This window comes from Yersinia kristensenii, from assembly GCF_900460525.1.
GTDB classification, from domain to species: Bacteria; Pseudomonadota; Gammaproteobacteria; order Enterobacterales; family Enterobacteriaceae; genus Yersinia; species Yersinia kristensenii.
Map to the genome: position 1 here is coordinate 859,564 of NZ_UHIY01000001.1, position 18,032 is coordinate 877,595.

Here is an 18,032-nt window from a genome sequence, read left to right on the forward strand (position 1 = left end):
ATCCTCTCAAAGTCGTTAATGGACAGTGGCCGATTACTGATGACGATCAGTGTACGGCAACAAAGAAAGGTAGCGTGCGCGCTTGATACAACGGGCGAGCTGACGCTGGTATTTTGCGCGAGTACCGGTAATACGGCTCGGGACAATTTTGCCACTTTCAGTGACATAATTTTTCAGCGTAGCGATATCTTTATAATCAATCTCTACAACGCCTTCCGCGGTAAAACGGCAGAACTTGCGACGACGGAAATAACGTGCCATTTGGCTAGTCTCCAGAATCTATAAATTCAATCTGCTCGGCATGCAGAACCAATTTGTTCAGCCCATTGCGGCCTTGATGGCAGCTAATGAAGCCTTCAACGGTTAACTGACTGCCGACCGTTATGCTGTGAGTTAATGCTTGTGACTTTTGTCCGCTGACAATAACAGGCATTCTGCACCATGTTTGTCGGCTAAATCCGGCTTCCTGCTGTGTTGATCGGTGCTCAAGCACAAATTGACAATGCGGAATACCAGAAGGACTTACTTTTCGAACCGGCGTCTTGCACACAGTGCCAGAGAGTACCAGACGATTAGTGGTCACCACGGCAATTACTCTTCAGAATCCCCAGCTTCAGAATCATCATTGGCTTCTGACGCGAAGTCGTGACGCTCACGGCGTTCGTCTTTCGCTTTAACCATTGGTGATGCTTCAGTTACCGCGTGTTTAACGCGCATAACCATGCTACGGATAACGGCGTCGTTGAAGCGGAAGTTTGTTTCCAGCTCATCGATCGCTTCCTGCGGGGCTTCAACGTTCAGCAGAACGTAGTGAGCTTTGTGCAGTTTGTTGATCGGATAAGCCAGTTGACGGCGGCCCCAGTCTTCCAGACGGTGGATCGTACCAGCAGCATTAGTGATTGTTGCACTATAGCGCTCGATCATGCCCGGAACCTGTTCGCTTTGGTCAGGATGGACCATAAAAACGATTTCGTAATGACGCATCGATTATTGCTCCTTACGGATTATTCAGCCTCCTGATAGGGTCAACCGCGGCCCATGGAGGCAAGGAACGTGTTTGTGTGCGGCTGAAAAATGACGCGTAACTATACTTGCGGGCGGTTTGAAACTCAAGGACTGCCGGGGATTTATTCTTGTTCTACCCATTACGGTGCTAAAACCGCACTTTTTGTTCATGACAGAACCTATGGATGTTAATCCATTAGTCCGTTAAATCTTTCAATAAAATCATTAACTCTGAATAAATATTATTCATTTTTTTTGACAAAGTGAATCAATTATCACGTATTTTTAAATTAACAAAAGCGACTAAAATTACTGACATCCACCGCAAAACAAGCGGCGAAGCTAACTGAAAGTTATTCAAAGTATATAAACATACTCTACATAATTCGAGTGGCAGGACGGCAACTAACGCGCCGGTAGCTTGAAATATCACGGGTATAAGATATTGGAGTCACCTATGAAACACACTCTCACCATCGCAGCCGTACTCGGCTTGGTATTATCAACCAGCACTTTCGCGGCCACAGAAATAACCGCCCAACAAGCTATGCAGCAACAGCGCGTCAGTATCGGCGCACTGTCTCTAGGCCACAATGTGGTTTCTCCTGATGATGCCACAGCACAACTCAGCAAATTAGCCGATGAGCGCGGTGCCAGCGCTTATCAGATAATTGCTATGCATGAACCCGGTGATAATAGTTCCATACACGTTAATGCCGTTCTCTACCGCTAAGATTCAATAGATAAATACAACACCAGAGAAACACCCAGAAATACAGAGAAAGAAAAAGATTGCCCGCAGCCCCATTCCCCCCGCTTGTCGGGGGTTTTTCATTGATCTTTACTGAAGTTTTTATAGATTTTTGCTAAAGAAAAGCGCCCCCGCCGCTAAGGCCGTGGGGGTGATTTTATGCCCAATCCCTGCTTCCGTGAGATAGGTCAGGTGCTTATCGCGCCCACTGATTTTCAGTGCTTGAACCAACCGCGCACTTTCTGCCGCCGGTACCACGTCATCCGCTTCACCATGCCAAACCAATAATGGCCGATCAGCAATTTTTGCTAACTGATGGGTAAGGTCATAATCTGTCAAAGGTGCCAGACGACGCTCAAATTCTGCCGCGCTCAGCTCTTGTCCACCTTCCAATGGTGGAAACAAAGTATGCGCTAGCGAGGTAAAATAACCTGACCCCATAAAATCGGCGGCGACACTGACCCACGGATAGCGGGCAAACGCCCCCAAGGTCGTCATTCCCCCCATTGATGCGCCCGCGACACCAATCCGCTCGCCATCAATTAAACCCGCCTGTTGATAATGTTGTTTAATCGCGGGCAGCTCATCAATATTCGATTTCAGGATCTCCCAGAAATAAGCGAATCGCTGAGCTTCATTCCCATCAAAACGCGCGCCATGCATGTCCGCATCCGGCATGACCGTACGAAAACCCGCTTGGGCAAAAGCATAAGCAAAATAGGAATAAACCTCTTTTGACGAGGTGTAGCCGTGGTAAAAGAAGATGGTCGGTAACGGCTGCTGGCGCTGGCCCGCAGGGGCCGCATGGATGACCTCAATCCCATTAATATTTTCCAGCGACATCTCAATCATGGCGAGAATCCTTTATTTATCAAGCACAGCATCAATACGAAAAACAGATTTATAGACTTAAAAACTTAATGCAGTTTGAAGTATGACGGGTATAAAGTCTTAAACTAATTTCTTCCAAGATATTCCCTCATCTTTGAGCTTGAGCGTTACACTTGAGAAATAATGGGCTTGGCGGTGACTGCCCTGCTGAAAAAGAGGCAAAAATGAAGATAAAACGCGCAATGGTGTTCTTACTGATCACTCTGGTGCTCTCGGCCTGCAGTGCTTTTCACGTCACCCCAGTCCCGCCACCAGTGGCTCAGCCCTATGCCCAAGAAATAACCCGCGCACAGAGCCTTAACTTACAAAAAGTGGGAACAGTTTCGGCGCAAGTATTTGGCAGCCCGATGGATATTGAAGCTGAAATTAAACGCAGGGCGACAGCCCGTGGCGCGCCCTATTATTTGATTATCATGATGTCCGACAGTATTTACCCTGGCATTTGGTATGCCAATGCCCTGTTGTATAAGTAAATTACTGCATTATCATCACGCTACCCCTGTGGCGCGGCTCAACAACCGCGCACAAACAGCCTCTGGCAATATATATTGATCCCGATGATCGAGTGTCATGCGGCACCAGGCATCGGCTAACGGCGGGGAGGCAAACCGCAGTAATTGCGATGCACAGCACAAATCAAACAGTTGCTGGGTTATCGCCCGCCCTTGTTCTTCCTTAGGATTTTTCAGCCGCTGCTGTAATTGCCGCCATGAGCGGTCAAATAACCGATTTTGCCCTCGTACTGGGTAAAATTCTTGCTGAAGCACATCTATCGCAGAGGGGAGTTTGCGGAATGTCCGTAACACATCAAGGCACATAATATTGCCGGAGCCTTCCCAAATACTGTTGACCGGCATTTCCCGATAAATCCGCGGCAACTCACTTTGCTCGCAATAGCCAATCCCGCCGAGTACCTCCATCGCCTCCGCAACAAACCCGCTACCCAGCCCACAGACGCGATATTTCGCCGCCGGTGTCAGCAATCGGCTAAATATCTGCTCGTGAACTTCGCCGGGTTTTCCCCATGCGCTGGCTAAGCGCATCAATAGCGCGGTATGACCCTCTAAACGCAATGCCATGCGGCTTAGGACTTGCCGCATCAAAGGTTGCTCAACCAGCGCCTTACCAAAAGCTTGCCGCTGCCAGGCATGATATAACGCGACGGAGAAAGCGCGCCTCATCAGGCCATGGCTACCGAGCGCGCAGTCAAAACGGGTATATCCGCCCATTTTTAGAATTTGGCGAATACCGTCACCCTCCTCCCCCAATAACCAGGCGGTGGCATGATCAAATTCAACCTCGCTGCTGGCATTAGAGCGGTTGCCGAGTTTCTCTTTCAAACGCTCCAGGCGGATGGCGTTATAGGTGCCGTCCGGCAATATTTTCGGCAGGAAGAAGCAAGATAACCCGCCCTCCGCTTGCGCCAGTACCAGATGTGCATCACTTTGTGGCACCGAGAAAAACCATTTGTGCCCGACCAATCGATAAGCTTCCCCATGGCCGCGCACTTCCAGTGGCTCGGCTCTGGTGGTGTTACTTAACACGTCGGAACCGCCCTGTTTTTCCGTCATGCCCATGCCAATCAATAACCCCCGTTTCTGGTCACCGACAGTTTGATGCGAGTCATAGCGGTCTGAAAGCAGTGGCGGTAGCCAACTTTGGAATAACGACGGGAGTGTTTGTTGCAGCAGCGGGATCGCGCCAAATGTCATGGTTATCGGGCATAACGTCCCTGCTTCTACCTGAGCATGTAGGATAAACCGTGCGGCGCGCGCCACAAAAGAACCTCTCCGGGCATCTTCTTGCCACGGCAAATTATGCACCCGGTGGCTGACCAATTCTTGCATTAACACATACCAGGCCGGATGAAATCGCACCTGATCCAAGCGCTGTCCAGCAGCATCGTAACGCAATAACTCCGGCGGATTGGCGTTTGCCAGCCGCCCTAATTCAAGTGACTCCTGCGAACCAAGTTGTAGACCAATTCGAGAAAGATCTTCTCCATCCCAGCCCGCCTGTTGCCGTGTCACGGCTTCCCGCAGGGCCATATCAGACAGAAATAAATTACTGTTCGACAATGGCTCTGGCTGATTGAAAACCAAGTGAGTCTGCCACTCCATACCTTCCTCCATTCCCATACTCATTATAAAGCTGTCATTCATAAGTCAGAGTTAGGTATGGTGCAGACCAAGCTTTTTGCTGGCGGCCTTATCACAAACAGCGGTTAATCTACTCTATATGACTGATAGTGGTGAAAAGTCTCTCTATCCGAAAAGCAAAAAGCCAACATTCGAGAATGCTGGCTTGATTGAAATGCCGGTATGAACGCTGCTTGTAGCGGCCTCGCAGAGGCGAGGCCCATGGACGGGCCGAGTAACGAAGGCAGCCAACCCCTCTGCATCTTGAAGGGCGACGGGTATATTAAATTTTTAATGCTCGCTGACGCACCGCTTCAAACAAACACACCCCGGTTGCCACCGACACATTGAGTGAAGAAACACTCCCTGCCATCGGGATGCTGATCAGCTCGTCGCAGTGTTCGCGGGTCAAGCGGCGCATACCTTCACCTTCAGCCCCCATCACTAGCGCCATCGGGCCGGTCATTTTGCTCTGATATAACGTGTGGTCAGCTTCGCCAGCCGTCCCGACAATCCAGACATTGTGCTCTTGTAACACTCGCAGCGTACGCGCCAAATTTGTCACTTTAATTAATGGCACGTTTTCGGCAGCACCACTGGCGACTTTCTTAGCAATAGCATTAAGTTGCGCTGAGCGATCCCGCGGCACGATAACCGCGTGGACACCCGCCGCATCCGCACTGCGCAAGCACGCGCCCAGATTATGGGGATCAGTGACCCCATCCAGCACCAACAGGAAAGGCGTTTCGACACTTTCCAGTAATGCTGGCAAGTCATTTTCCTGATACTGACGCCCTTCACGGACTCGCGCCACAATCCCCTGATGGACACCGCCTTCAACCTGTGAATCCAGCCATTGACGGCTGGCAACCTGAATCACTAAACCGGCAGCTTCCAGTTCAGCAATCAAGGGCTGTAGGCGACGATCGTCACGACCTTTCAGAATAAAAACTTCCAAAAAGCGTTGTGGATCATTGTCTAACAAGGCTTTGACGGAATGAATGCCGTAAATAATTTCGCTCATGATGCTCTTTTATAAATGATTAAATATCAATGAATTCGGGCGACCAGGGCCGCCCGACAATCAGCAGGCCATTATTGGTCGCTGCTGGTTTTTTTCTTCGCGCGCTTGGCCTTAGTGGCAGCGGCAATTTTCTTAGTCTTAGCTGATGCTCTTTTCGCTTTCGCTTTGGCTTTTTTCTCGGCCAATGCTTTTTCATCTAACGTAGCGGCGGCATCTACCGGACGGAAAGCACTATCCGGTTCAAAGTTTGCCGGTTTTTTAGCGCGACGCGGGCGTTTCTGCCCACTTCCTGCCGGTGCATTATCACGGCGCGGTGCTCCAGATGAAGCACCGCGTCCACCACGCCCCGTGGAGGTATCGCGCAGAGTGCGCTGACCATCAGCTTTTTTGGCTTTATCACGCGCCGTTTTGCCTTCGCCGCGCGGTTTACGGGTACTGGAGACCAGTGCAAAGTCAATTTTGCGCTCATCCATATGTACCGCTTCAACGCGAATTTCTACGGTGTCGCCCAGCCGATAGGTCATACCGGAAGACTCGCCGATCAAGCGCTGGCCGATGTTGTCGTAGCGATAGTAATCATTATCCAGGCTGGAAACATGCACCAGACCATCAATAAACAAGTCATCGAGGCGCACGAAGAAACCAAAGCCGGTGACACTGGCAATGATCCCGGTGAAGACTTTACCGACCTGATCCTGCATAAAATCACACTTCAGCCAATCCGCCACATTACGGGTAGCTTCATCAGCGCGGCGTTCGGTCATTGAGCAGTGTTCGCCCAATTGCAGCATGTCTTCGTACTCACTGTGCCAGCCGCCGGTGGGTGTCCAGCGCTCTTTCACATTACCCTGCTCTTTGGCGAGCTGGTACTTGATAGCCCGATGCATAGCCAAATCAGGATAACGGCGAATTGGCGAGGTGAAATGCCCATAAGACGCTAACGCCAAACCAAAGTGACCGCGGTTTTCCGGATCGTAAATCGCCTGTTTCATCGAACGCAGCAACATGGTTTGCAGCATTTCATGATCCGGACGATCCGCCACTTCATCCATCAGCACCGCATAATCTTTTGGCTCTGGTTTTAAACCGCCACCAAGAGTCAGGCCCAGCTCACCCAGCACGCTACGCAGTGCGGAGATATGGTCATCACTTGGACGGTCATGCACCCGGAACAGCGCCGGCTCGTTGTGTTTTTCGACAAAACGCGCCGCAGCAATGTTCGCCAGAATCATGCACTCTTCAATCAACTTATGCGCGTCATTACGCACCGTCGATTCAATCCGCTCAATGCGCCGTTCGGCATTGAAGATAAACTTGGCTTCTTCAGTTTCAAACGCAATACCACCGCGTTCGGCACGGGCTTGATCCAGCGCCTTGTACATGGTGTGCAGCTCTAACAGATGCGGCACCAGCGGCTTATATTGTTCACGCAGCGACTCTTCACCATCAATAATCCGCCACACTTTGGTGTAGGTCAGACGCGCATGGGAGCTCATCACTGCTTCATAGAACTTATACGACGATAACTTACCCTGTGCGGAGATAGTCATCTCACACACCATGCACAGGCGGTCTACCTGCGGATTCAGGGAGCAAAGGCCGTTTGACAGCACTTCCGGCAACATCGGCACAACTTGCGACGGGAAGTAAACCGAGTTACCACGGCTGCGAGCTTCATCATCCAGCGCAGTGCGCGGGCGTACATAATAGCTGACATCTGCAATCGCCACCCACAAGCGCCAGCCACCACCGCGTTTTTTCTCACAATACACCGCATCATCGAAGTCACGGGCATCTTCACCATCAATAGTGACCAAAGGTAGGTTGCGTAAATCCACCCGCCCTTTTTTCGCTTCTTCCGGCACTTGTTCTTTCAGATCCGCAACTTGCTTTTCAACTTGTGGCGGCCAAGTATGCGGGATCTCATGGGTACGCAGTGCAATATCTACCGCCATGCTAGTGCCCATATTCTCGCCGAGCACTTCAACAATCTTACCCACCGCTTTAGAGCGGCGAGTCGGGCGCTGGGTCAGCTCGACCACCACCATATAGCCCATCCGCGCACCGCAGATAGCATCAGGCGGGATCAGAATATCAAAACTCAAGCGGCCGTCATCCGGCACCACAAAACCGGTACCGGCATCCGTAAAGTAACGGCCGACAATCTGGCTGGTTTTCGGGACTAATACGCGCACGATACGGGCTTCACGGCGGCCTTTGCGATCAGCGCCAACCGGCTGGGCCAAGACCACATCACCATGAATCGCAGTTTTCATCTGCTCTGCGGAGAGATACAGATCGTCTTTACTGCCTTCAACCCGTAAAAAGCCGAAACCATCACGGTGGCCAATCACTGTCCCGCGCAATAAGTCCAGGCGCTCAGGTAAGGCATAGCACTGACGGCGGGTGAAGACCAATTGCCCATCACGCTCCATTGCGCGCAGGCGGCGACGCAGCGCCTCTAGCTGTTCTTCACCAGATAAATTAAGTTCATTGGCCAGCTCTTCACGGCTGGCGGGTGTTTCGCGCTTGGCGAGATGAGCCAAAATGAATTCCCGGCTAGGGATCGGTGACTCATATTTCTCTGCTTCTCGTTCCAAGAATGGATCTTGTGACATTGCGGTTCCTCCGTTGTCAGCAGCAGGTTGCTATCCCCGTCTTACTTGAAGCCGCAGGGGCTTTAGCTGCAACTCCACGTTCTTTGGGTATATGTATCTTTTTATTAAACAAAAAGCTACTCAACAAGTAATAGCTTATAGAGCGGGGCATTATCTTGAACCATATCGGCTAAAGTATAGTTATCCAACTCGTTAAGGAAACTTTGTACTGCCTGATTAAGCACTTGTTTCAGGCGGCAAGCGGGGGTTATATGACAAAAATCACTACTACAATTCACCAGAGAAAGAGGTTCTAACTGGCGAACAACATCACCAATTCGAATCTGGTCAGCCGGTTTACCTAACCGTATGCCGCCGTTTTTCCCCCGCACGGCAGTGACCAACCCGACACGGCTCAACTGATTGATTATTTTAACCATATGATTTCGGGACACACCATAGACCTCAGTTACCTGAGAAATGCTGGTCATTTGGCCTTGAGGTAGCGAGGCCATATAAGTCAGCGCCCGCAAACCATAATCAGTAAAACTTGTTAACTGCACATATACCCCTGAGTATCAGTTTACTCGGCTTAAACCCATCTAAGATGACACGTTTTGGATAGATTATAAGTGCGATTCTAAGTGCTATTTAGAAACTTATAGTTTGAATGATAAACCAGCCATAAAGCTTGCGGCTAATCTTTTAGGTGGAGGGCGAGTCTTTTGATGTAAAACGGCTTATCCGAGGTCATTTCTGCATCTAATTATACCCAAAGTAGTTAACTTTGCAGTTAACAATACAAGAAGGGTATAAACAATAAACCGGACCTAAGCCCGGTTTATTGAAGTCTGAATTCTGATTATTTAGCCATCAGCTAATTAATCATGCATCAAATGGGTCGCGCAGGATCATGGTTTCTTCACGATCTGGGCCGGTAGAAATAATATCAACCGGAACACCTGTCAGCTCTTCTACACGTGCGATGTAGTTCAGGGCTGCCTGTGGCAACTTACTGTGTTCTTTCACGCCAAAGGTGGTTTCTGTCCAGCCTGGCATGGTTTCGTAGATTGGCTCGATACCTTCCCAGCCCTCAGCCGCCAGCGGAGTGGTAGTCACTTCGCGACCATCTGGCATACGATAGCCAACACAAAGCTTAACTTCTTTCAGGCCATCCAGCACGTCCAGTTTAGTCATGCAGAAGCCAGACAAGGAGTTGATCTGCACAGCACGACGCACTGCAACGATATCCAGCCAACCGGTACGACGGCTACGGCCAGTAGTCGCGCCATATTCGTTGCCTTGCTTACGCAGGAACTCGCCTGTTTCGTCATTCAGTTCAGTCGGGAATGGCCCTGCACCTACACGAGTAGAGTAGGCTTTCACGATACCCAGCACGTAATCAACATAACGTGGGCCCAGGCCAGAACCTGTAGCAACGCCACCCGCGGTGGTGTTAGATGAAGTCACATACGGATAAGTACCGTGGTCGATGTCCAGCAAAGTGCCTTGTGCGCCTTCAAACATCATGAAATCGCCACGTTTGCGGGCACCGTCCAGCAATTCAGAAACATCAACAACCATTGCGGTCAGAATATCGGCGATTGCCAATACTTCATCCAGCACTTTCTGGTAGTCAACCGCTTCTTCTTTGTAGTAATGCACCAACTGGAAGTTGTGGTAATCCACAATTTCTTTCAGTTTGATCGCGAAAGTTTCTTTGTTGAATAAATCGCCTACACGCAGACCGCGGCGAGCAACTTTATCTTCATAGGCAGGGCCGATACCACGACCGGTAGTACCGATAGCTTTTGCACCACGTGCTTTTTCACGCGCATTATCCAGAGCTACATGATAAGGCAGGATTAATGGGCATGCTTCGGAGAGTAACAGTCGCTCACGTACCGGCACACCGCGCGCTTCAAGTTCTGTCATCTCTTTCATTAAAGCGTCAGGCGCCAGTACCACACCGTTACCGATGATGCTGGTTACGTTTTCACGCAGAATACCTGAGGGAATTAAATGAAGAACGGTTTTCTCACCGTTGATAACCAAAGTGTGGCCAGCGTTGTGACCACCTTGATAGCGCACAACATATTTAGCCCGTTCAGTCAGCAGGTCAACGACCTTGCCCTTACCTTCGTCACCCCATTGGGTGCCCAGTACGACGACGTTCTTACCCATCTCAAAAATCACCAGGTTGCTTAAAAAAGGATTCTAACATCTCATCCGGCTGCTTTCAGTACTTTTTAACACATAACTGCACAATTTTTGTGCTTACATTTAGCCACCCATGCGGCTACGCAACATGTAGTAGATCACGACACCTGCAACCACTAATCCTCCGCCAAAACGGCGTAAAGTGGCATCAGGTAATTCGGTCATTGCCTGGATCATTTTGCGCCAGGTTTTGGGGTAAAGCATCGGGCCAAGCCCTTCCAGTACCAAAACCAAACCCAATGCTAATAAGATGGTTGAATTCATTTTCTGTCTCAATCAAATGGAAAAGGCGGCCTCAAATAGAAAAGGCCCGCGTGAACGGGCCTTACTGTTACTGTCAAAAACGGGCTGTCACGACAGTCGTTATGGACGTTTGCTCGAGTTATCCGGCGATTTCATGTAGCGGAAGAAATCACTTTCAGGGCTCAGAACCATCACGTCGTTGCCGCTGCTGAAGCTATTTTCATACGCGCGCAAGCTACGGATGAAAGCATAGAAGTCAGGGTCTTTACTGAATGCATCAGCAAACAGACGAGCCGCTTCTGCATCACCGCCACCACGTGTAATACGCGCCTGACGTTCTGCTTCTGCCAGAGTACGTGTCACTTCATAGTCAGCTGTTGCACGCAACTTCTCGGCTTCTTCCTGACCTTGCGAACGGTGACGACGGGCTACCGCTTCACGTTCAGCACGCATACGCTGGAAGATAGCGTCAGAGACTTCTGCCGGTAAGTTGATTTGCTTGATACGCACGTCAACTACTTCAATTCCCAGGGCCGCCATACTGTTCGGGTTAACCGCTGGCTGTTTGCCACGGGTTTCCTGTTCAACACGCGCTGCCGCAGAGGCAATAGCATCATCCGCTTCAGTAGTTACGGCTTCATCGCCCACACTACCGGTATTCAGCGCATCACGAACATCTGAAGTCAGACGGCCACGTGAATCTGTAACGATGTCGCGTACATTCAGGCGACCGATTTCAGAACGCAAACGGTCACTGAATTTACGTTTCAACAGAACTTCAGCCTGAGATACATCACCACCACCAGTGGCCAGATAGTAACGGCTGAAATCGCTGATGCGCCATTTCAGATATGAGTCAACAATCAGGTCTTTTTTCTCGTTAGTCACGAAACGGTCGGCCTGGTTGTCCATGGTTTGAATACGGGCATCCAACGTCTTCACTGTTTCGATAAATGGTATTTTGAAGTGCAGGCCCGGCGCGTACACCAGCGGCTTGTTATCACTATCACGTAATACCTTGCCAAAGCGCAGTACAATGCCGCGTTGACCTTCTTGTACCACAAACAGCGAAGCGTAGAGTGCGACTAACACCACAACGACGATAAGTAAAATAGACTTACGCATTGGTTATTCTCTCCCTACGCGAGTGGAAGTATCACGCTGAGCATTCGCTCGGCGCTGATCCATGATAGAGCCACTGGTTGAACTGGTATTCGAGTTATTTGCACCAGATTCTTGGCTGCTATTAGCAGAGGAAGGCGGATTCAAGCGAATCAGACTGGTGTCTTTGTTGCCATCCGTTTTCTCTGTAGCACCTTGTCCGCGCAGCAGTTGATCCAACGGCAGCACCATCAGGCTATTACCTTTGTCATTCGCCAGCACTTTGCGGGTATGACCGAGGACTTTCTCCATGGTTTCGATATACAGACGCTCACGGGTAATTTCCGGTGCCGCCTTATACTCAGGCAACAACTTGGCAAAACCAGCAACTTCACCTTGCGCTTCCAACACTTTACGTGCGGCATAAGCACGGGCATCTTCTAACAGACGCTGCGCCTGACCATTGGCACGTGGCTGGACTTCGTTGGTATAGGCTTCCGCTTCACGAATGTATTGTTGTTCGTTTTCACGGGCAGCAATCGCATCATCAAACGCCGCTTTAACTTCTTCCGGCGGACGCGCTGCCTGGAAGTTAACGTCCAGCAGAGTGATACCCATTTTGTATGGACGAATGGTTTCTTCCAGTACACGCTGAGTATCGCTACGAACGATGGTACGGCCTTCGGTGAGGATTTTGTCCATGGTGTATTTACCAATAACACCACGCACTGCGCTGTCAGTCGCCTGACGCAAGCTGTCATCCGGGTTTGTCACGCTAAACAGATAAGCGGCCGGGTCAGTTACGCGATACTGAACGTTCATTTCGATGCGAACCACGTTTTCATCAGAGGTCAGCATGACCCCGGATGCAGCCAATTCACGTACAGATTCGACGTTAACCGGAGTAACTTCATCGATAAAAGTCGGTTTCCAGTTCAAACCTGGCTGCACAATGTGGCTTAATTTACCCAAGCGAGTCACAACACCGCGCTCAGCTTCTTTAATTGTATAGAAACCACTTGCCGCCCAGATAACCACAACCGCAACCACAGCGATGCCCACAATGCGCCCACTAAAAGCAGGGCCTTGTGTCGCGCCATTGTTGCCATTACCGTTGCCGCCACCTTTGCCTGTGAGGCTACTTAGCTTTTTGCTCAGTTTCCGGAAGATATCATCCAGATCGGGCGGCCCTTGGTCACGGCCACCTTTATTATTATTGTTATTTCCGCCAGAGTTGCCGCCATTATTATTGCTGCTCCCCCACGGATCGCGGTCCTGTCCGTTATTACCGGGCTGATTCCACGCCATGTTTTAGCTCCATTCTTCTATGATTGGTTTTCTTCAGGCCAAGAGCACACGCCAAAGAAGCTGGCTCTTAATCTCGCAAAATAAATCAGATAATCAATCAATTAGCCGTACTGGCTCATTAACAATATAACTGACCAAATCTTGCTCTTGCTTACAGAGACGACGCCAATCAACGATAGGCATTCTTACCACCATACCGACATTCCCGTCCTCGTCTATCCACTCTTTTTCAATTGCCTGAAGCTGGTAAAAACGGCTGCGTAAACGGCCTGCCTGAGGCGGCAAACGTAATTCAAAGTGTGCGATTTCACCTGAAAGACGCTCCGTTAACGCTTGAAAGAGCAACGGGATACCTGCGCCGGTTTGGGCCGAAAGCCAAACTCTGACTGGCAGATTTTCTTCGTTGCGATCAATTCGCGGGATAAAATCATCCAACAAATCAATTTTATTCATTACTAATAATGTAGGGATTTCATCCGCCTCGATTTCTGCCAATACAGAATCGACTGCGGCCATATTCTCGGCCACCCGAGGATCAGCTGCATCAATAATGTGTAGCAGTAATGAGGCTTGCCGTGTTTCTTGTAATGTCGCTTTAAAAGCAGCAACCAGATCATGCGGCAAATGCCGGATAAAACCTACCGTATCCGCCAACACTGTATCGCCCACATCAGCCACAGTAATACGGCGTAAAGTGGGATCCAGCGTAGCAAATAGTTGGTCAGCCGCGTAAACATCAGCTGCCGTAATTTTGTTAAACAGGCTAGATTTACCGGCGTTGGTATATCCCACCAAAGATACTGTCGGAATATCAGCACGGGTGCGCGCACGCCGCCCCTGCTCACGCTGCTTTGCAACTCGCTCCAAACGGCTCAAAATCAAGCTGATGCGGTCACGTAGCAAACGGCGATCGGTCTCCAACTGGGTTTCACCTGGCCCTCTTAGGCCGATGCCCCCCTTTTGACGCTCAAGATGCGTCCAACCGCGTACCAAGCGAGTCGCAATATGACGCAATTGCGCTAATTCGACCTGCAATTTACCTTCATGGGTACGGGCCCGTTGGGCAAAAATATCTAAAATAAGCCCAGTACGATCAATAACCCGACACTCACACAAACGCTCAAGATTTCGCTCCTGCGCGGCGGAAAGGGCATGATCAAACAAGACAACAGACGCGCCACTGGCTTTCACTGCGTCAGCAATTTCTACTGCCTTTCCCTCGCCCACAAAAAACTTAGGATGCGGAGCTTTGCGACTACCGGTCACAATTTGCAAAGCTTCTACGCCCGCAGAAGATACCAGCGCTTCGAACTCACGCAGATCCTCTGAGTTTTTGTCTTGCGAGAAATAGATATGAACCAGTACGGCCTGCTCACCGCCTTCATAACGGTCAAACAAACGTGCAACCTCTCAAACGGATCAAAACCGCTAGTGCGGAGAACATAAGCCCGAATCCATTGCTTATGTTCCCCGTCATGGTTGACCAGCAAGGCGCTTTATTCAGCGTCATCGCTATCCTGCTGCGGCTGTTGCGGCGCAGATGGATTACTACCATGATAATTATTAGTGCTACCACTCGGGTTATTGCTGTGATGCGAAACCGGGCGAGAAGGCACGACAGTAGAGATGGCGTGTTTATACACCATCTGGCTGACTGTATTTTTTAACAGAATGACAAACTGATCAAAAGACTCAACTTGGCCCTGCAGTTTAATGCCATTCACTAAATAAATAGAAACCGGAACCCGTTCACGACGCAATGCGTTCAGGAACGGATCTTGCAAAGATTGCCCCTTAGCCATTCTGTATTTTCCTTATTTGCTTGTTGTTATTAACTAAGAACCTATCGGCTCGAAAATAAACTGCGTAAAAAAATCCGCGCGTTGAGTACTAATCAATTGTACACAATCATTCAACCTATGCACTAACAACCTGTATTACAGAGTCTAAAGCCTCTCCCGGCTTATCACTGTCGAGCCACTGGACTGAACTCCAGCCCCGCAACCAGGTCATTTGGCGCTTTGCCAGTTGACGTGTCGCACAGATCCCGCGGTAAACCATATCGTCGTAATCAATCTCACCGGACAGATAAGACCACATCTGCCGGTATCCCACACAACGAATGGCTGGCATATCCGTATGCAAATCACCACGGTCAAAAAGCGCCCTAGCCTCAGTTTCAAACCCTGCATCCAGCATCTGACGAAAACGTAATTCAATCCGCTGGTGCAACAGTTCCCGGCTAACAGGCGCAATCGCAAATTGGTGAACCCGATAAGGTAAGGTTTCACCCGAAATTTTAGTCAGTTCTGTTAGAGTTTTACCTGAAATAAAAAAAACTTCCAGTGCTCTGGAGAGCCGTTGGGGATCATTAGGATGAATTCGCGCCGCAGCGATGGGATCGATTTCAGCCAATTGTTGGTGTAATGCTTCCCAACCCAGTAATGCTGCCTGCTGTTCAATACGCTGGCGCACTTGCGGGTCTGCGCTCGGCAATGGCGATAACCCATCCAACAGCGCTTTAAAGTACAACATCGTGCCACCCACCAGCAGCGGAATACGCCCGGCTGCGGTAATCTCGGCCATTTCTTTTAATGCGTCTTTACGGAAATCAGCGGCAGAGTAGGATTGCGCGGGATCACGGATATCAATCAGCCGATGTGGCGCTAATGCCAGCTCTTCTGCACTGGGTTTCGCGGTACCGATATCCATACCGCGATAAATCAGGGCAGAATCGACACTGATAAGTTCGACAGGTAGCCGCTGTCTCAGCGCAATGGAGAACGCCGTTTTACCCGAGGCAGTTGGCCCCATAATAAAGATTGCCGGTGGCCGGTCTAGATTTTCAATATCATTCATGTTTCAGGGTTGCCAATGCAGCCTTTATATCAATAGGTTGTAATAGCCCAGTTGGCGGTGATTTTACCAACTGTGGACAAAGACGTTCAACATCCGCCAATAACTGTATCGCTTGAGACACATTCCATACCTCATGTTCACTGCCAAGATGGCGAGAAATCCATGTGGCGAGAGCATCGGGCGATATCTCTTCATGTTGCGACAGATAGCCTAACAGTTCCGGTATCAGTTTTTGTAAATTTTGTTGGCGTAATGGTAAAGATACTGCCCGTAAAGTCGCCTTTTCGTGTTCCACCGCCAATTCTATTCCCATGGTCACTAACAATTTCTGATGACGCTGGCAGGCGGCCGCTTCATTTTTATCCAATGTCAGTTTTAATGGGATTAATAGTGGCTGAGGGCGCAACCCTTCCGTGGGCGGATTCAACTGAGCTTGCTTTAACCAACGCTCAGCAACCGTTAATTCCAGTAATGCCACGCCCTGTTTATATTCAATAAGAGCATAGCAAGGCGGAAACACGGTGAGTACCCGGCCAAAACTGTAATTATCGCCGCGCAGTGGCTCGTCATTAAGTCTCTGACGCGGCGCTACCGCCGCTTGACTTCCAGCCGCCGGTTTATTCACTACGGCTGGCTGTACCAGTTGGCGATATAATTCACCTTGTTGCTTTTGATAAGGTTGGCCCGCGCTATAGGCTGGGGCGGGTTCGCGGGCTATTGACCGCTCTGTCGTGGCGCTTCGCTCGGGGGAAGAGGTGCGCGTCACTGGCGCGGTTTTCGCCGGTTCCGGTTGGGCATATTTATTCCCCCCTGCTGCCACGCGATTTTCTGGTTGCCAGCGCGGGGCTTCGATTTCTTCACCATCTTCATTGATGTTCAGCCGCGGGGTAGCGGCTTGCTGTAAAACCGTGGTAACCGCTTGATAAATAAAATCATGCACCAGCCGTGCTTGATGGAAACGCACCTCATGCTTAGCCGGATGCACATTGACATCCACCTGATGTGGGTCAATATCCAGATACAACACATAGGCGGGTTGCTGGTCGTCTTTGAGTAAATCTTGATAAGCCTGGCGGATTGCGTGATTAATCAGCCGATCACGCATCATCCGGTTATTAACGTAGCAATATTGCATTTCACTCAGTGTGCGGCTCGCGGCGGGATCTGCCACCCAACCGCGAATGGTCAAATCACCGTGCTGCCAGGAAATCGCCAGCGCATGCTGCAAAAACGCCGGGCCACAGATACTCGCCAGCCTGCGTTCATGTTGGGAAGGATCTGTCGCGGCACGGTACTGCCGCATTAACTTACCGTTATGGCTGAGATTGATCGCCACATCAAAGCGCGCCAGCGCAATGCGCCGCACCACTTCATCAATATGACCAAATTCGGTTTTTTCGGTACGCATAAATTTGCGGCGAGCAGGCGTGTTATAAAACAGATCCAGCACTTCAAGGGTGCTGCCGACCGGATGAGCAGCAGGTTTGATGGTCACCGCCATATCGCGACCTTCGGCATACGCCTGCCAGGCTTCATTTTGTTCCGCCGTGCGCGAGGTCAAAATCAGGCGCGAGACTGAACTGATGCTGGCTAATGCTTCGCCACGAAACCCCATACTAAGAATAGCTTCCAAATCTTCCAGCGAACTGATTTTACTGGTGGCGTGGCGCGCCAACGCCAATGCCAAATCGTCTTTACCAATGCCACAGCCATTATCACGAATGCGAATCAGTTTCGCGCCACCACGGTCGATATCAATATCAATTCGGGTAGCACCGGCATCCAGACTATTCTCTACCAACTCTTTCACTACCGAGGCAGGCCGCTCTACCACTTCACCGGCGGCAATTTGGTTAGCAAGCTGTGGGGGTAGAATCTGAATTGGCATAGCAGTT

The 18,032-nt window shown here is 50.1% G+C and carries 18 protein-coding genes; 2 read left to right on the plus strand and 16 right to left on the minus strand.

Annotated elements, in window-relative coordinates; genetic code table 11:
* Positions 1–33: 33 nt before the first annotated feature.
* From rpsR to rpsF, 3 genes are read right to left on the minus strand one after another with little or no spacing between them, the layout of a single operon-like run.
* Positions 34–261 (minus strand): 30S ribosomal protein S18, encoded by a 228-nt coding sequence (gene rpsR, locus DX162_RS03965; RefSeq protein WP_004392491.1) that lies wholly within the window; start codon positions 259–261, stop codon positions 34–36.
* Between the two features lie 4 nt (positions 262–265).
* Positions 266–586: a primosomal replication protein N gene (priB, locus tag DX162_RS03970; RefSeq protein WP_049613473.1), complete on the minus strand. Its 321-nt coding sequence runs from the start codon at positions 584–586 to the stop codon at positions 266–268.
* Between the two features lie 5 nt (positions 587–591).
* Positions 592–984, minus strand: coding sequence for a 30S ribosomal protein S6 (gene rpsF, locus DX162_RS03975; RefSeq protein ID WP_002210153.1), 393 nt, complete (start codon positions 982–984; stop codon positions 592–594).
* 478 nt (positions 985–1,462) lie between these two features.
* Between rpsF and DX162_RS03985 the strand changes: the two genes are divergently transcribed.
* Positions 1,463–1,738, plus strand: coding sequence for a YdgH/BhsA/McbA family protein (locus tag DX162_RS03985; protein ID WP_004392487.1), 276 nt, complete (start codon positions 1,463–1,465; stop codon positions 1,736–1,738).
* Between the two features lie 120 nt (positions 1,739–1,858).
* Here the strand turns inward: DX162_RS03985 and yjfP are convergent, their stop codons facing one another.
* Positions 1,859–2,608 carry an esterase gene (gene yjfP, locus DX162_RS03990; RefSeq protein WP_004392486.1) on the minus strand — a complete coding sequence of 250 codons (750 nt, stop codon included), beginning with the start codon at positions 2,606–2,608 and terminating at the stop codon, positions 1,859–1,861.
* A gap of 203 nt (positions 2,609–2,811) precedes the next feature.
* Between yjfP and bsmA the strand changes: the two genes are divergently transcribed.
* A complete protein-coding gene (bsmA, locus tag DX162_RS03995; RefSeq protein ID WP_032820827.1) occupies positions 2,812–3,120 on the plus strand; it encodes a biofilm peroxide resistance protein BsmA in 309 nt (102 codons plus the stop codon).
* Positions 3,121–3,135: 15 nt separating this feature from the next.
* Here bsmA and DX162_RS04000 read toward each other — a convergent pair whose 3' ends face one another.
* From DX162_RS04000 to mutL, 12 genes are all read right to left on the minus strand, one after another.
* Positions 3,136–4,779 (minus strand): isovaleryl-CoA dehydrogenase, encoded by a 1,644-nt coding sequence (locus DX162_RS04000; RefSeq protein ID WP_032820826.1) that lies wholly within the window; start codon positions 4,777–4,779, stop codon positions 3,136–3,138.
* 289 nt (positions 4,780–5,068) lie between these two features.
* Positions 5,069–5,809, minus strand: coding sequence for a 23S rRNA (guanosine(2251)-2'-O)-methyltransferase RlmB (gene rlmB / locus DX162_RS04005; protein WP_004392482.1), 741 nt, complete (start codon positions 5,807–5,809; stop codon positions 5,069–5,071).
* A gap of 71 nt (positions 5,810–5,880) precedes the next feature.
* Positions 5,881–8,427 carry a ribonuclease R gene (gene rnr / locus DX162_RS04010; protein ID WP_004392481.1) on the minus strand — a complete coding sequence of 849 codons (2,547 nt, stop codon included), beginning with the start codon at positions 8,425–8,427 and terminating at the stop codon, positions 5,881–5,883.
* A 116-nt stretch (positions 8,428–8,543) separates the two neighbouring features.
* Complete coding sequence (nsrR, locus tag DX162_RS04015) at positions 8,544–8,969, minus strand: nitric oxide-sensing transcriptional repressor NsrR (RefSeq protein WP_004392480.1); 426 nt, start codon at positions 8,967–8,969, stop codon at positions 8,544–8,546.
* A gap of 322 nt (positions 8,970–9,291) precedes the next feature.
* Positions 9,292–10,590: an adenylosuccinate synthase gene (locus tag DX162_RS04020; protein WP_004392479.1), complete on the minus strand. Its 1,299-nt coding sequence runs from the start codon at positions 10,588–10,590 to the stop codon at positions 9,292–9,294.
* Between the two features lie 99 nt (positions 10,591–10,689).
* Entirely contained in the window at positions 10,690–10,890 is a 201-nt protein-coding gene (locus DX162_RS04025) for a DUF2065 family protein (protein ID WP_004392478.1), read from the minus strand.
* A 99-nt stretch (positions 10,891–10,989) separates the two neighbouring features.
* The gene (hflC, locus tag DX162_RS04030; RefSeq protein WP_004392477.1) at positions 10,990–11,994 is read right to left on the minus strand and encodes a protease modulator HflC; all 1,005 of its coding nucleotides are present in this window, start codon (positions 11,992–11,994) and stop codon (positions 10,990–10,992) included.
* Between the two features lie 3 nt (positions 11,995–11,997).
* Positions 11,998–13,278 carry an FtsH protease activity modulator HflK gene (gene hflK / locus DX162_RS04035; protein ID WP_004392476.1) on the minus strand — a complete coding sequence of 427 codons (1,281 nt, stop codon included), beginning with the start codon at positions 13,276–13,278 and terminating at the stop codon, positions 11,998–12,000.
* Between the two features lie 93 nt (positions 13,279–13,371).
* Complete coding sequence (hflX, locus tag DX162_RS04040; RefSeq protein ID WP_004392475.1) at positions 13,372–14,676, minus strand: ribosome rescue GTPase HflX; 1,305 nt, start codon at positions 14,674–14,676, stop codon at positions 13,372–13,374.
* Positions 14,677–14,774: 98 nt separating this feature from the next.
* Positions 14,775–15,080 (minus strand): RNA chaperone Hfq, encoded by a 306-nt coding sequence (hfq, locus tag DX162_RS04045; RefSeq protein WP_004392473.1) that lies wholly within the window; start codon positions 15,078–15,080, stop codon positions 14,775–14,777.
* Between the two features lie 115 nt (positions 15,081–15,195).
* Positions 15,196–16,137 carry a tRNA (adenosine(37)-N6)-dimethylallyltransferase MiaA gene (miaA, locus tag DX162_RS04050; RefSeq protein ID WP_032820825.1) on the minus strand — a complete coding sequence of 314 codons (942 nt, stop codon included), beginning with the start codon at positions 16,135–16,137 and terminating at the stop codon, positions 15,196–15,198.
* On the minus strand, positions 16,130–18,025 hold the full coding sequence (gene mutL, locus DX162_RS04055) for a DNA mismatch repair endonuclease MutL (protein ID WP_004392471.1): 1,896 nt from the start codon (positions 18,023–18,025) through the stop codon (positions 16,130–16,132). Before mutL ends, miaA begins: the two co-directional genes overlap by 8 nt.
* Positions 18,026–18,032 lie beyond the last annotated feature (7 nt).

Bases quoted from the DNA above. Each gene is read 5' to 3' on its own strand.
- rpsR (WP_004392491.1), bottom strand. From the start codon at position 261: ATGGCACGTTATTTCCGTCGTCGCAAGTTCTGCCGTTTTACCGCGGAA.
- rpsF (WP_002210153.1), bottom strand. From the start codon at position 984: ATGCGTCATTACGAAATCGTTTTTATGGTCCATCCTGACCAAAGCGAA.
- DX162_RS03985 (WP_004392487.1), top strand. From the start codon at position 1,463: ATGAAACACACTCTCACCATCGCAGCCGTACTCGGCTTGGTATTATCA.
- yjfP (WP_004392486.1), bottom strand. From the start codon at position 2,608: ATGATTGAGATGTCGCTGGAAAATATTAATGGGATTGAGGTCATCCAT.
- bsmA (WP_032820827.1), top strand. From the start codon at position 2,812: ATGAAGATAAAACGCGCAATGGTGTTCTTACTGATCACTCTGGTGCTC.
- DX162_RS04000 (WP_032820826.1), bottom strand. From the start codon at position 4,779: ATGGAGGAAGGTATGGAGTGGCAGACTCACTTGGTTTTCAATCAGCCA.
- rlmB (WP_004392482.1), bottom strand. From the start codon at position 5,809: ATGAGCGAAATTATTTACGGCATTCATTCCGTCAAAGCCTTGTTAGAC.
- rnr (WP_004392481.1), bottom strand. From the start codon at position 8,427: ATGTCACAAGATCCATTCTTGGAACGAGAAGCAGAGAAATATGAGTCA.
- DX162_RS04020 (WP_004392479.1), bottom strand. From the start codon at position 10,590: ATGGGTAAGAACGTCGTCGTACTGGGCACCCAATGGGGTGACGAAGGT.
- DX162_RS04025 (WP_004392478.1), bottom strand. From the start codon at position 10,890: ATGAATTCAACCATCTTATTAGCATTGGGTTTGGTTTTGGTACTGGAA.
- hflC (WP_004392477.1), bottom strand. From the start codon at position 11,994: ATGCGTAAGTCTATTTTACTTATCGTCGTTGTGGTGTTAGTCGCACTC.
- hflK (WP_004392476.1), bottom strand. From the start codon at position 13,278: ATGGCGTGGAATCAGCCCGGTAATAACGGACAGGACCGCGATCCGTGG.
- hfq (WP_004392473.1), bottom strand. From the start codon at position 15,080: ATGGCTAAGGGGCAATCTTTGCAAGATCCGTTCCTGAACGCATTGCGT.
- miaA (WP_032820825.1), bottom strand. From the start codon at position 16,137: ATGAATGATATTGAAAATCTAGACCGGCCACCGGCAATCTTTATTATG.
- mutL (WP_004392471.1), bottom strand. From the start codon at position 18,025: ATGCCAATTCAGATTCTACCCCCACAGCTTGCTAACCAAATTGCCGCC.